This window comes from Burkholderia contaminans (genome assembly GCF_029633825.1).
In the GTDB taxonomy this organism is placed as follows: domain Bacteria; phylum Pseudomonadota; class Gammaproteobacteria; order Burkholderiales; family Burkholderiaceae; genus Burkholderia; species Burkholderia contaminans.
Window position 1 is genome coordinate 1,740,537 of sequence record NZ_CP090640.1, and the last position, 13,619, is coordinate 1,754,155.

The 13,619-nt window shown below is 66.1% G+C and carries 9 protein-coding genes and 1 other RNA gene; 7 read left to right on the forward strand and 3 right to left on the reverse strand.

Annotated features, from left to right (window positions below; genetic code table 11):
• Positions 1–238: 238 nt before the first annotated feature.
• From LXE91_RS08140 to LXE91_RS08160, 5 genes are all read left to right on the forward strand, one after another.
• Positions 239–1,525 (forward strand): Glu/Leu/Phe/Val family dehydrogenase, encoded by a 1,287-nt coding sequence (locus LXE91_RS08140; RefSeq protein ID WP_039361475.1) that lies wholly within the window; start codon positions 239–241, stop codon positions 1,523–1,525.
• 267 nt (positions 1,526–1,792) lie between these two features.
• On the forward strand, positions 1,793–2,686 hold the full coding sequence (locus tag LXE91_RS08145) for a glutamate/aspartate ABC transporter substrate-binding protein (RefSeq protein WP_039361473.1): 894 nt from the start codon (positions 1,793–1,795) through the stop codon (positions 2,684–2,686).
• Between the two features lie 84 nt (positions 2,687–2,770).
• Entirely contained in the window at positions 2,771–3,511 is a 741-nt protein-coding gene (locus LXE91_RS08150; RefSeq protein WP_039361471.1) for an amino acid ABC transporter permease, read from the forward strand.
• Positions 3,511–4,188, forward strand: a complete 678-nt coding sequence (gltK, locus tag LXE91_RS08155) for a glutamate/aspartate ABC transporter permease GltK (RefSeq protein WP_039361469.1) — start codon at positions 3,511–3,513, stop codon at positions 4,186–4,188. Before LXE91_RS08150 ends, gltK begins: the two co-directional genes overlap by 1 nt.
• Positions 4,185–4,910: an amino acid ABC transporter ATP-binding protein gene (locus LXE91_RS08160; RefSeq protein WP_027788372.1), complete on the forward strand. Its 726-nt coding sequence runs from the start codon at positions 4,185–4,187 to the stop codon at positions 4,908–4,910. Before gltK ends, LXE91_RS08160 begins: the two co-directional genes overlap by 4 nt.
• Positions 4,911–5,010: 100 nt before the next feature.
• On the opposite strand, the gene LXE91_RS08165 is transcribed toward LXE91_RS08160, so the two are convergent.
• The 3 genes from LXE91_RS08165 to LXE91_RS08175 all read right to left on the reverse strand — a co-directional run bounded on the left by LXE91_RS08165 (position 5,011) and on the right by LXE91_RS08175 (position 11,820).
• A complete protein-coding gene (locus LXE91_RS08165) occupies positions 5,011–10,272 on the reverse strand; it encodes an autotransporter outer membrane beta-barrel domain-containing protein (protein ID WP_039361467.1) in 5,262 nt (1,753 codons plus the stop codon).
• 148 nt (positions 10,273–10,420) lie between these two features.
• Positions 10,421–10,816 carry a hypothetical protein gene (locus LXE91_RS08170; protein ID WP_135370758.1) on the reverse strand — a complete coding sequence of 132 codons (396 nt, stop codon included), beginning with the start codon at positions 10,814–10,816 and terminating at the stop codon, positions 10,421–10,423.
• A 92-nt stretch (positions 10,817–10,908) separates the two neighbouring features.
• Complete coding sequence (locus LXE91_RS08175; RefSeq protein ID WP_039361465.1) at positions 10,909–11,820, reverse strand: class II glutamine amidotransferase; 912 nt, start codon at positions 11,818–11,820, stop codon at positions 10,909–10,911.
• A 205-nt stretch (positions 11,821–12,025) separates the two neighbouring features.
• Here LXE91_RS08175 and pyrC point away from each other — a divergent pair, with 205 nt between their 5' ends.
• Both pyrC and rnpB read left to right on the forward strand, forming a co-directional pair.
• Complete coding sequence (gene pyrC, locus LXE91_RS08180) at positions 12,026–13,090, forward strand: dihydroorotase (protein ID WP_027788369.1); 1,065 nt, start codon at positions 12,026–12,028, stop codon at positions 13,088–13,090.
• 68 nt (positions 13,091–13,158) lie between these two features.
• An RNA gene (gene rnpB, locus LXE91_RS08185) (RNase P RNA component class A) lies at positions 13,159–13,570 on the forward strand.
• The last annotated feature ends 49 nt before the right edge of the window (positions 13,571–13,619 follow it).

The window sequence follows — 13,619 nt, forward strand, 5'->3', positions numbered from 1 at the left end:
TGTCGCCGAGCTTGCGGCGCTTGCCGGGCGCCCGTCCGGCGGCCCTCCCGCATCCAGGAAACACGATTTTTCACGCACGCGATGCACGATCGATCGCGTGCGTTCTTGCGCAAATCGACCGCGGATTTGCGAAAAATCGCGATCATGCAAGAAACGCATAATCGAATAAGCAAACGGCATTGGATAAAAAAAACGGGTTTTTCGACAATGTGCGCACCTGTTGACCGTTGGAGCATCCATGTCTTCGCAATTGCAGTCCATCCCGTCCTACCTGCACGCCGACGATCTCGGCCCGTGGGGCAACTACCTTCAGCAAGTCGACCGCGTCGCGCCGTATCTCGGCTCGCTGTCGCGCTGGCTCGAAACGCTGAAGCGCCCGAAGCGCATCCTGATCGTCGACTGCCCCATCGAGCTCGACAACGGCACCGTCGCGCACTTCGAAGGCTATCGCGTGCAGCACAACGTGTCGCGCGGCCCGGGCAAGGGCGGTGTGCGTTACCACCAGGACGTGACGCTGTCGGAAGTGATGGCACTGTCCGCATGGATGTCGGTCAAGAACGCGGCCGTGAACGTGCCGTACGGCGGCGCGAAGGGCGGTATCCGCGTCGACCCGCGCAAGCTGTCGCGTGGTGAGCTCGAGCGCGTGACGCGCCGCTACACCAGCGAAATCGGCATCATCATCGGCCCGAACACCGACATTCCGGCGCCGGACGTCAACACCAACGAACAGGTGATGGCGTGGATGATGGACACGTACTCGATGAACCAGGGCCAGACGTCGACCGGCGTCGTGACCGGCAAGCCGATCGCACTCGGCGGTTCGCTCGGCCGCAAGGAAGCAACGGGCCGCGGCGTGTTCGTTGTCGGCAGCGAAGCGGCGAAGAAGAAGGGCCTCGAGATCGAAGGCGCACGCATCGCGGTGCAGGGCTTCGGCAACGTCGGCGGCATCGCTGCGAAGCTGTTCCAGGAAGCGGGTGCGAAGGTGATCGCGGTGCAGGATCACACGGGCACGATCTACCAGCCGGGCGGCCTCGATTCGAACAAGCTGCTCGACCACGTCGCACGCACGGGCGGCGTCGCGGGCTTCGAAGGCGCGGAGCCGATGCCGAATGACGAGTTCTGGACCGTCGAAACCGACATCCTGATCCCGGCGGCACTGGAAAACCAGATCACCGAGAAGAACGCAGGGAAGATCCGCACGAAGATCATCGTAGAAGGCGCGAACGGCCCGACGACGACGGCGGCGGACGACATCCTGACCGCGAACGGCGTGCTGGTGATCCCGGACGTGATCGCGAACGCGGGTGGCGTGACCGTGTCGTATTTCGAATGGGTGCAGGATTTCTCGAGCTTCTTCTGGACGGAAGACGAGATCAACCACCGTCTCGAACGCGTGATGCGCGAAGCGTTCTCCGGCGTGTGGGCGGTCGCGGAAGAGCACAAGGTGTCGGTGCGTACCGCAGCGTTCATCGTTGCGTGCAAGCGCATCCTGATGGCGCGCGAAATGCGCGGCCTGTACCCCTGATCGTGCGATCCTCGATCGGCGGTTGCCGATTCCGGATCGGTTGACTACGATCAATCCATGACGCAATCCATCCGGTTGCGTGCATGAACCCTCGCGGGCGGTGCCGAATCCGGCATCGCCCGCGCGCGCATTCAGGCGCCGGAAGGGGCGCCCGAAGCCGGGAGGAAGGCTTCGCGCAGCGCGATTCGTAGTGCGGTAAACAACCAGTACTTTCAAAAATATTACTTTGATACACTGGCGCGGGTTTTAGCCAAGGAGATGACCAAAATGAAATACCAAAAGGCAGTCCTGATGTTCGCGGCGCTTTGCGCGTTCGCAAGCGGCGCGCATGCTCAGGAGACGGGCACGCTGAAGAAGATCAAGGACACGGGCGTGATCGCACTGGGCCACCGCGAATCGTCGATTCCGTTCTCCTACTACGACCAGAACCAGCAGGTGGTCGGCTATTCGCGCGAATTCCAGCTGAAGGTGGTCGACGCGGTGAAGAAGAAGCTGAACCTGCCGAACCTGCAGGTGAAGAACATCCCGGTCACGTCGCAGAACCGCATCCCGCTCGTGCAGAACGGCACGGTCGACATCGAGTGCGGCTCGACGACCAACAACCTCGAGCGCCAGCAGCAGGCTGCGTTCTCCGACACGATCTTCGTGATCGGCACGCGCCTGATGACGAAGAAGGATTCGGGCGTCAAGGATTTCGCGGACCTGAAGGGCAAGACGGTCGTGACCACCGCCGGTACGACGTCGGAGCGCCTGCTGCGCAAGATGAACAACGACAAGCAGCTCGGCATGAGCATCATCAGCGCGAAGGATCACGGCGATTCGTTCAATACGCTGGAATCGGGCCGCGCGGTCGCGTTCATGATGGATGACGCGCTGCTCGCGGGCGAACGCGCGAAGGCGAAGCAGCCGGGCGAGTGGGTGATCGTCGGCACGCCGCAATCGGAAGAAGCGTACGGCTGCATGATGCGCAAGGGCGATGCGGACTTCAAGAAGGTCGTCGACGACGCGATCTCGCAAGTCGAGAAGTCGGGCGAAGCCGCGAAGATCTACGCGAAGTGGTTCGAGAACCCGATCCCGCCGAAGGGGCTGAACCTGAACTTCCCGCTGTCCGATTCGATGAAGAAGCTGTACGCGAACCCGAACGACAAGGCACTCGACTGACCGCAGGGCCGTTGATGCAGAAATGACGCTAATGAGACGGAAGAGGCCCCGCTTCTTCCGTCTCTTTTTGCTGGAGTCTTGCCCATGTCTTACCACTGGAACTGGGGCATCTTCCTGAGCCCCGTGTCGACCGGCGAGCCGACGACTTATTTCGGATGGCTGATGTCCGGCTTCTGGGTGACCATCGAAGTGTCGCTCGTCGCCTGGGTCATCGCGCTGATCGTCGGTTCGCTGTTCGGCGTGCTGCGCACCGTGCCGAACAAATGGCTGTCCGCGATCGGCACCGTGTACGTGTCGATCTTCCGGAACATTCCGCTGATCGTGCAGTTCTTCGTCTGGTATCTCGTGATACCGGAGCTGCTGCCCGCATCGATCGGCACCTGGATCAAGCAGTTGCCGCCCGCCACGCAGTTCTTCACCGCGTCGATCATCTGTCTCGGCCTGTTCACGGGCGCGCGCGTGTGCGAACAGGTGCGCTCGGGGATCAACGCGCTGCCGAAGGGCCAGCGCGCCGCCGGCCTCGCGATGGGCTTCACGCAATGGCAGACGTACCGCTACGTGCTGCTGCCCGTTGCGTACCGCATCATCGTACCGCCCCTCACGTCGGAATTCCTGAACATCTTCAAGAACTCCGCCGTCGCGTCGACGATCGGCCTGCTCGACCTGTCCGCGCAGGCGCGCCAGCTCGTCGACTACACCGCGCAGACGTATGAATCGTTCATCGCGGTGACGCTCGCGTACGTGATCATCAACCTCGTCGTGATGGCGTTCATGCGCTGGATCGAAGGCCGTACGCGGCTGCCCGGCTATATCGGAGGCAAGTGATGCATCAGTTCGACTGGAGTAGTATTCCCGGCGCGCTGCCGACGCTGTGGACGGGCGCGATCGTCACGTTCAAGATCACGCTGATCGCGATCGTGGTCGGGATCGTCTGGGGCACGCTGCTGGCGCTGCTGCGGCTGTCGGGCGTGAAGCCGCTCGCATGGTTCGCGAAAGCGTACGTGACGGTGTTCCGCTCGATCCCGCTCGTGATGGTGCTGCTGTGGTTCTTCCTGATCGTGCCGCAGCTGCTGCAGGGCGTGCTCGGGTTGTCGCCGACGATCGACATTCGTCTTGCGTCGGCGATGGTCGCGTTCTCGCTGTTCGAAGCCGCGTATTATTCCGAGATCATCCGCGCCGGCATCCAGGCGGTGCCGCGCGGGCAGGTGAACGCCGCGTTCGCGCTCGGCATGAACTACGCGCAGGCGATGCGCCTCGTGATCCTGCCGCAGGCGTTCCGCGCGATGGTGCCGCTGCTGCTCACGCAGGCGATCGTCCTGTTCCAGGATACGTCGCTCGTGTACGTGATCAGTCTCGCGGACTTCTTCCGCACGGCTGCGAACGTCGGCGATCGCGACGGCACGACCGTCGAGATGGTCCTGTTCGCCGGCGCATGCTATTTCGTGATTTGCTCGTTGGCGTCTGCACTCGTCAAGGGTCTCCAGAAAAAGGTCACAAGATGATTTCCATCAAGAACGTTTCGAAGTGGTACGGCCAGTTTCAGGTTCTCACCGACTGCACGACCGAGGTCAAGAAAGGCGAAGTGGTCGTCGTGTGCGGCCCGTCGGGATCGGGTAAATCCACGCTGATCAAGACGGTGAACGGCCTCGAGCCGTTCCAGCAGGGCGAGATCCTCGTGAACGGCCAGTCGGTCGGCGACAAGAAGACGAACCTGTCGAAGCTGCGCTCGAAGGTCGGGATGGTGTTCCAGCATTTCGAGCTGTTCCCGCACCTGTCGATCACCGAGAACCTGACGCTCGCGCAGATCAAGGTGCTCGGCCGCGGCAAGGACGAGGCGAACGAGAAGGGCCTGAAGCTGCTCGACCGCGTCGGCCTGAAGGCGCATGCGCACAAGTTCCCGGGCCAGTTGTCGGGCGGCCAGCAGCAGCGTGTCGCGATCGCGCGCGCGCTGTCGATGGATCCGATCGCGATGCTGTTCGACGAGCCGACGTCCGCGCTCGACCCGGAGATGATCAACGAAGTGCTCGACGTGATGGTCGAACTCGCGCAGGAAGGGATGACGATGATGGTCGTCACGCACGAGATGGGCTTCGCGAAGAAGGTCGCGCATCGCGTGATCTTCATGGACAAGGGCGCGATCGTCGAGGACGACCGCAAGGACGATTTCTTCTCGAATCCGAAATCGGAACGCGCGAAGGACTTTCTCGCGAAGATCCTGCACTGAGCGTTCGCGCTCGTCGGCGCTGCGGGTGCGCCGATACGAAAACCGCCCGGTCGAGTGCCGGGCGGTTTTTTTTCGTCTGCCGTCACGCTGGCGAGCGCCGTTACCAGCTGTACCGGTAGCCGACCTGCCCGACGATGCCGCGCCGGTAGTCGCCGCCGATGTTGCGCGCGATCTTCGCGTTCGCATACAGCTCGCCCGACTTGCCGAAGCCCGCGGTCACGCCGACGCCGAGCTCGTACCACGTGCGGCCGAGATGCGTCGCGAACGGCGTGCCGCCGACGACGGTCTGCCCTGGCGACAGGAAGTCGTGCAGCACGTCGGCCGTGAAGTACGGCGTGGCTGCGCCGCCGCCCGCGTCCGACTGGAGGTTCGGCCGGAAGATGCGCACGCCGACGCGGCCGCGCAGCGCGTTCGTCGTCGTGCCCGATACCGCCGAGACGTTGTCGTTGAACCCGTTCAGCTTCAGGTACTGGTACATCAGCTGCGCCTGCGGCTCGACCGCGACCGGCAGCGCGCCGATCGCGAACGGCTTGCCGACTTCCTGCGACAGCGCGACGCCGAAGCCGTTCTGCGACGCCTCGTTGCCGTAGCTGTCGCGATAGCGGTTGCCGTAGTGCGTGACCTGTCCGACGCTGTCGAAGTACGTGCCGTCGGGCAGGTACCTGGTCCAGTAGCCGCCGACGCTTTGCGCATGCATCTCGACCGAGCCCGTCGACGTCGACAGGTTGGCCGTATCCGCGCGCGCCATGTCGCTGAAGCTCGCGTTCGACACGCCGATGCTGGCCGTCACGCCTGCATGCGTGCTGCCGCCGCCGTTCGGCGCCTGGTCGAGCGTCCAGTCCTTGCCGAACTGCGCGAAGAACGTGCGCTCGTCGGCCGCGAAGCGGCCCGCGTTCGCGTCGAGGCTCTGGCCGCCGATGCGCCCCCACACGCCGTCGCGATTGCCGGGCTGCTGCTTCTCGAGGTTGTAGATGTCGCCGACGCGCTCGTGCAGCTTGCCGAGTGTGGAGAAGCCGTAATCGGCGTTGAGCAGCGGCGTGAGGGCATAACCCGACACGCCAGGGCGATACGCGAGCGTGCCGCCGTTGCCGTTCCCGTTGTTGCCGCCGTCACCGCCGCCGGACGGATGGATCGGGTTGCCGGGATCCGACGGATCGAGTTGCGAGCGCAGGTACCAGCCGTTCGCGTCGCCTTGCCCGCCGCGATAGAGCCGGTATTCGTACGCGCCTGCCTGTACGGGTCCGGCGAGCTGGAACGCCGATGCGGTGGTCGTGCCGCCGTTGGCCGTGACGACCACCGGAATCCCGTCGCCCTTCGTCTGTGCACCGGTGCCGGCCGTGTTCGAGATCTTCAGGCCCGTCGTGCCGCTCGCGGCGCCGCCGTTCACGATCACGCGGTCGGTCGGCGACGCGTCGGCGCCGAGGAACGTGTTGAGCGCGATCGTGCCGCCGTTGCCGACGTAGCTGCCGGTCGTCAGCGTCTTGTAGCTGCCCGCGAGCGTCGGCGAGCCGGTCGGTGCGGCAAATGTGACGAGGCCCGCGTTGTTCAGGCTGCTCAGCACGGAGCTGCCCGTCATGCGCCACGTGCTGGTGTTGTCGATAGACAGCGCGACCGGATCGATCTTGCCGGTCAGCGTCGTGCCGTTCGCGAGGAACACGGTGCCGGTGCTCGATGCGTCGGAGACGATGTCGCCGGCCAGGTTCACGGCCGATGCGGTGAAGGTGGCGTGGCTGCCGTTCGACAGGTCGAGCAGCGTGCCGTTGCCGGCCGTCACGACCGTGCCGTTGCGCACGGCGATGTCGGCCGTGCCGCCGCGCGCGGCGAAGGCCGGCCCGGTGGTGGACGTGACGCTGCCGCCGTCGACGAGCACCGAGCTCGTCGCGCCGTTTGCGAGCGTATCGGAGGTCAGCACACCGGCCGTCGCGCCCTTGAGCGTCGTGCCGGTCAACGCGAGCACGCCGCCGCTGTCGGCGGTGGCGCCGTTGCCGGCGGTGCTGGCGATCGTCGAGCCCGTATCGCCGATGCGGCCGCCGTTCTGCGCGACGATGCCGTCGGCGGTCGCGCCGGCCGTCGTGATCTTCGCGCCCGACAGCAGCACGGTCGCACCGCCGGTGGTCACGATTGCAGCCGAACCCGCGCCGGTCGTGGTGACGGTCGTACCGTTGACTGCCAGCGTCGAATCCGCGCCCGACACGACGAAGCCGCGTGCGTTGTCGCCGGTGGTCCGGACGACGGTCGCCGCATCGGCCGCGATGCGTGCACCGGCGCCCGTCGACGACAGGCCGTCGGCACCGCTGCCGGTCGTGCCGATCTGCGTGCCGGCCAGCGTGATCATCGCGTTCGTCCCCTGGTTGTCGATCCCCTTGCCCGAGCCGCCGACCGCGATCGACGTCGCGCCGGCCGCGAGCCCGCCGCCGGTGACGGTCGAGTCGATCAGCACGCCGTCGGCGCTGCCGTTCGCGCTCACGGTGCCGGTGCCCGACAGCGCGACCGATGCGCCGGCCCCCGTCAGGTGCACGCCCGCGATGCCGTCGTCGGCTTCGATCAGCCCTGCGTTGGCGAGCGTCGCCGACGCACCCTGCACGAGCGCGCCGGTGCCGTCGGATACGCGGATCGTCGACGCGTTGTTCACCGTGCCGAGTGCGCCGATCACGACGCCCGTCGAGCCGGCGCCCGTCAGCAGCACCGTGTCGCGGTTCGCGAGCGTGCCGAGGTTCTGCGCGACGAAGCCCGTCACGCCGGCCGTCGATGACGTGACGGCAGCGTCGTTGGTGAGCGTCGTCGCGACCGGTGCACCGGCATTGGCACCGGCGAGGTCGTGCGCCTGGCCGTCGACGACTCCGGCGATCGCACCGGCCGCGTTCAGGTTGATCGTCGCACCGGCGTCGATCGTGCCCTGCGCGCCGCCTTCGACCGCGATCGCGATGCCGTTCGCGCCGTTGACGTTGTAGATCGCGTTGCCGGTCGACAGCAAGGTGCCGGCGTCGGTCGCGAGCACGCCGTGCGCGCGCTGGCCGTTGACGTCGGTCGTCAGCGTGCCGGCCGTCGACGCGCCCGTGTAGGCTGCGCCGCCCGCAACGCGGAACAGCGTCGAATCGTCGGTGTCGACGCTGAGGTGCTGCGCGGCGACGTTGATCTTCGAGCCCGCGCCATACGCGTAGAAGCCGATCTGGTTGGTGCCCGACATGAAGGCGGGCACGGCATTGGCGCCGACGTCGATCGTCGCGCCCGACCGCGCGTGCGCGCCGATCGCGCCGGTACCCGTCAGGTTGAGTGCGCCGTCGAGCGTCGCTTTCGCGAGCGGCCCCTCGGCCCATACGCCGTAGTTGCGTGTGCCCGATGCGGGATCGAGGCCGCCGGCCACGTTGATCGCGCCGGTCGAGGTCGCCGCCGTCGCAGTCGTGCCGGTGCCGACGACCATGATGCCGATGCCGTTGACGCCGTTCAGCGTGATGGTGCCGGTGTTGGTCACGGTCGCGGCCGTGTTGGCCGCGAGCATGCCGACGTTGGCGAGCGGCGTGCCGGACGCCGCGCCATCGACGACGATCGCGCCCGCGTTGCTCAGCGTGCCGGCCGCCGAGCCGATGCTAGCCATCGCGGCGCCGTTCTGCGTCTGCGAGCCGATCACGATCGTGCCGAGATTGCTCGCGGTGCCGGAATTGCCGAGCAGGATGCCGTACGCGTGCGCGGCGAGCGCGACGTCGTTTGCCGATCCGCCGGGCGCGTACTGCGCCGAGCGGCCGAGGTAGATCGTGCCGCCGGCCTGGTTCGTGAAGCTGCCGCCGTCGACGAGGCCGCCGATCACCTGGCTGTCGAGCGTCGTCGCATTGACGCCGACGTTGATCGTGCCGGCGTTCGATGCCGTCGCGCCGCCTGTCACGGCGACCGCGTAGTTCTGCAGGTCCGGCTGGTTGCCGTCGAGCGTCCATGCGCCGACGTTCATCACACCGTTGTTCACGAACGACGTGCCCGTGCCGTTCGCAAATACGCCGTTGCCTTCGGTATACGCGTTGTAGTTGAAGTTGTTCGGCGGCGTGCTGCCGCTCGTGTCGAAGTCGTCGCCGGACGCGTACCCGGACGAGATCACGCCGTTGTTGACGCCGCTTGCGCCGCTCAGCAGGCGCACCAGGGTGAAGTCGCCCGACAGGCGCCCGTCGTTGATGAAGTGCGCGCCGTTTTCCGCGAGCACGGCCGAGCTCGGGACGATCGTGTTGACGCCGCGAAAGTCGATCTGGCCGTCCGTGCCGATGTGCAGCGTCGCGTTCGCGCCCGTGCCGTGCATCGCCGACAGGAAGCCGATCGGCAACGTGTTCTTGTCGCCCGGGGACACGTTGTTCTGATACTGGAAGGTTTGCTGCGAGAACGTGACGGCCTGGCCGAGCGCACTGTCGTAGGCGGCCTGCGAGCCGAGTGCGCCGCTTTGCACCGAGCGCACGAGAAAGTCGTTGTACGCGGCGAGCGAGGCGGCGTCGGTGACCTTCCACGTACTGCCGTCGAATGCGGTGAAGGTGCCCGCGTAGGCCGGCACGTCGAGCTGGTGGCTGCCGATGGCGCCGCCGTCCGCCACGTAATCGCCGGTGGTGAAGCGGATCTGGTTGCGCGAGTTCCAGTTGACGGTGCTGGTCGTGGCGCCCGTGCCGTCCGCGAAGGTCAGGTCGGTTCCCTTCGCGGCCATCGAGATCGCGTTGCCGGCTGCATCGGGCGCGTTCGCCGCATTGCCGATCGACACGTTGAGCGTACCGCCGGTGGCGGTGACGGTGCCGATGCGCGCGTTCACATACTGATCGCCGTTCACGTCATGGTAGACGGGCACCTCGGTCGCGCCGGCCGTCGACGCGGAGAACGCGGACGAGTCGTAGGTCGCGACGGTCGTGTGGGTACCGGTGATCGAGTCGGGCGTGCTGACGCTGTGCGTCTTGCCGCCCAGCGACAGCAGCGGCTGGGTCGGGTTGCCCGACACGATGGTCGTGCTGCCGATCGGCGTGAGCGTGTAGCCCGGGTCACCGCCGGCGCCGGTCCATGCGCCCGACACGCCGACGGTGTCGCCGCCCGAGACGGTGGTGGAGCCTGCCAGGTTGTCGTTGACGGTCGGGCTGAAACTGCCGGGTGCGCAGGTGCCGCCGTTCGCGACGGCCGTGCCGCTGCCGCAGGTCGACGCATGCGCGGAGCCGGCCGACAGCGCGGCGAGCAACGCGCCGAATGCCACGATGCGAAGCGAGGTCCGGTGCGTTGCCGCGTGAGCGGCGCGGCGGCTCGTGCCGGACGCGCTGCCCGGGCGCTTGCCGCGCGCCCGGGCCGTTTCCGCAACCGCGACCCAGCAGCAGGTGGTCTCGCTCCATATCGATCGAAATGAATGATTCACGACAAGCCCCTCTCTCTTGTTTTGATGTGGTTTTCACCGCGGCGCGGTGAAATCGCAATCCGCGGTGGAGAATGGCGTGAATGGGTGTGCGGCGGCCGTGGCCGTTTCTCCGCGAATCGCAATTCGTTACACCGAGGATGGGCGGAGTCTATTGATCGGGCGAGTGATCGATTGTCGGGAATCTAACAAATGCGGCAATCATGCTGTTTTCATCGGGTATTTTTTGGTTGTGCGATGAATCGAACTGAAAGCCTTGCTGTATAGGGTCTTGGCGGGCTTGGGTGATGCAAATCAGCGGCTGCTGGCTCGGTGAGGTGCCGCACGGTTTGTGCCGGATTGGTGCGTTAAAATGCGGTTGCCGGATTATCTGAATACCGCCGCCGTATTTTGGTTTTCGATTTGTTTTAAATTGAAAATAAATCAAATCCGAAAAGTGTTGTGCGGCGTCGCTTCGATATGCCGGACTGTGGTCGGGATGAAACGCAGTCGGCGCAGGGGAGGGCGATTTGTTGCGACGGTGAGCGTTACCGAGTCGCTTGCGCACGAAGCCGCCGCCGCGATTCGACGCGGCGGGCCATCGACGTGCGGTGACGCGGCGAAAAGGTGAAAGGAGGAGGGCGCTGGCGCGCCGGACGCTCAGAAGTCGATCGCGTCGTCGGAATCGACTTCGGCGGCGGTGGCGAGCACCTCGCGCGTGTCGCGCGGCGCCGATGCCGACGCGTCGAGCGACGGATTGCGCAGCTTCTCGAGCACGCGCTCCGGCACCGGGATCCGCATCCGCGCGGCGACGTCGCCGCACTGGAACATGATCAGCTCGCCCGGCTCGAACGCAGTCCAGACTTCGTTGTCGGTGAGCGGCTGCGTCGCGATCACCGCGACGCGATCCTCGGGCGTCGTGTATTTCGCGAAGTCGATCGACAGGTCCTCGTCGACGAGGTGCGCGGTCGAGAACGGCCAGCGCCGCACGAGGTAGTGCAGCCGCGTCGAGCAATGCGCGAACAGCGCCTGGCCGTTCGACATCAGGAAGTTGAATACGCCGTGATCGGTGATGCCGCGCGTCAGCTCGCCGACGCGCTCGAACAGTTCGGGCAACGGCGGCTGCGCGCCGGGGAACGCTTCGCGCAGCCCCTGCATCAGCACGCAGAACGCCTGTTCGCTGTCGGTCGTGCCGACCGGGTGGTAGACGCTGCCGTCCATGTCCGGTGCGTAATCCTGCAGGTCGCCGTTGTGCGCGAAGATCCAGTGCCGGCCCCACAGCTCGCGCATGAACGGATGGCTGTTCTCGAGCAGGATGTGGCCTTGCGTCGCCTTGCGGATGTGCGCGATCGTGTTCTTGGACTTGATCGGGTAGCGCTTCACCATTTCGGCGATCGGCGACGTGGCCGAGGCCTGGTGATCGATGAACAGGCGGCAGGCTTTATCTTCGAAGAACGCGATGCCCCAGCCGTCGGCATGGTGATCGGTGAGGCCGCCCCGGGCCGCGAAACCTGTGAAGGAGAATGTGACGTCCGTCGGCGCGGCGCAGTTCATTCCTAAGAGTTGGCACATTTTACGTGGGGCAGCAGGCTGAGGCGGGGGGTAACGAACCGGGCGAACCCCGGTACAATGCGGCTTCTAGCATATCACCGAGCCCTGAGCGGTAAAAAGCGGATTCCGCCGGCCGAAGGCCCCGTGTTGCGGTTTGCCGTCAGTCGGCCCGCGCACGCGCGTTCCGGCCCCGCCGATGGCCAGCCCGTTCCTCACGACGCCTCCTATGACTGCCTCGAACGCTTCCTCCCCGGCGACGCTCTCGCTCGCCCGTCCCGACGACTGGCACCTGCACCTCCGAGATGGCGACATGCTCGCCGCCGTGCTGCCGCACACCGCGCGCCAGTTCGGCCGCGCCATCGTCATGCCGAACCTGAAGCCGCCGGTGACGACCACCGCGCAGGCGCAGGCCTATCGCGAGCGCATCCTCGCGGCGCTGCCGGCCGGGATGACGTTCGAACCGCTGATGACGCTGTACCTGACCGACAACACGCCGCCCGACGAGATTCGCCGCGCGCGCGAAAGCGGCTTCGTGCACGGCGTGAAGCTGTATCCGGCAGGCGCGACGACGAATTCCGACCACGGCGTCACCGATCTCGCGAAATGTGCGAAGACGCTCGAGGCGATGCAGGAAACCGGCATGCCGCTGCTCGTGCACGGCGAGGTGACCGATGCGTCGATCGACCTGTTCGACCGCGAGAAGGTCTTCATCGACCGCGTGATGACGCCGCTGCGCCGCGATTTCCCGGGCCTGAAGGTCGTGTTCGAACACATCACGACGAAGGACGCGGCCGACTACGTGCGCGACGCGGACGCGGCGCCCGGCCTGCTCGGCGCGACGATCACCGCGCATCACCTGCTTTACAACCGCAACGCGCTGTTCGTCGGCGGGATTCGCCCGCACTACTACTGCCTGCCGGTGCTGAAGCGCGAGACGCATCGCGTTGCACTGGTCGAGGCCGCGACGTCGGGCAACCCGCGCTTCTTCCTGGGCACCGACAGCGCACCGCATGCGCGCGACGCGAAGGAAACCGCGTGCGGCTGCGCGGGCTGCTACACGGCGCTGCACGCGCTCGAGCTGTATGCGGAAGCGTTCGATCATGCCGGCGCGCTCGACAAGCTGGAAGGCTTCGCGAGCTTCTTCGGCGCCGATTTCTACGGGCTGCCGCGCAGCGCCGAGACGGTCACGCTGCGTCGCGAGGCATGGGAACTGCCACGCGAGATCTTCGCGGGCGATACGCCCGTCGTGCCGCTGCGAGGCGGCGAGACGATCGGCTGGAAACTGGCGTGACCTTTAGCACCGCCGCGTGAGCCCGACTCCATGCGGCCCGCGGCGCGCAGTGCTAGAATGCGCGTCGCAAAGCAGGCTAGGCAGTCGCGGCCTCGCCGCCTTCGGGCGCGCGGGGGCGAGGAAAGTCCGGACTCCACAGGGCAGGGTGATGGCTAACGGCCATCCGTGGCGACACGCGGAACAGGGCAACAGAAAGCAAACCGCCGATGGCCCGGCGCAAGCCGGGATCAGGTAAGGGTGAAACGGTGCGGTAAGAGCGCACCGCGGCGACGGCGACGTTCGCCGGCACGGTAACCTCCACCCGGAGCAATTCCAAGTAGGCAGGCGCGCATTTTCGGATGCAGGACGGGGCCCCCGTCTCGTCTGCGGGTAGGAAGCTTGAGCGCGTCAGCAATGGCGCGCCTAGAGGAATGGCTGCCACGCGTTGCGTGCTTCGGCGCGCAGCGTGCACAGAATCCGGCTTATCGGCCTGCTTTGCCGCTCGAATGGGAAAGGGCCGGCGTCTCCCCACGGAGCGCCGGCCCTTTTT

What these genes read in the sequence shown, in the direction of transcription:
- LXE91_RS08175 (WP_039361465.1), bottom strand. Translation starts at nt 11,820, where the DNA reads ATGTGCCAACTCTTAGGAATGAACTGCGCCGCGCCGACGGACGTCACA.
- LXE91_RS08140 (WP_039361475.1), top strand. Translation starts at nt 239, where the DNA reads ATGTCTTCGCAATTGCAGTCCATCCCGTCCTACCTGCACGCCGACGAT.
- LXE91_RS08145 (WP_039361473.1), top strand. Translation starts at nt 1,793, where the DNA reads ATGAAATACCAAAAGGCAGTCCTGATGTTCGCGGCGCTTTGCGCGTTC.
- gltK (WP_039361469.1), top strand. Translation starts at nt 3,511, where the DNA reads ATGCATCAGTTCGACTGGAGTAGTATTCCCGGCGCGCTGCCGACGCTG.
- pyrC (WP_027788369.1), top strand. Translation starts at nt 12,026, where the DNA reads ATGACTGCCTCGAACGCTTCCTCCCCGGCGACGCTCTCGCTCGCCCGT.
- LXE91_RS08150 (WP_039361471.1), top strand. Translation starts at nt 2,771, where the DNA reads ATGTCTTACCACTGGAACTGGGGCATCTTCCTGAGCCCCGTGTCGACC.
- LXE91_RS08160 (WP_027788372.1), top strand. Translation starts at nt 4,185, where the DNA reads ATGATTTCCATCAAGAACGTTTCGAAGTGGTACGGCCAGTTTCAGGTT.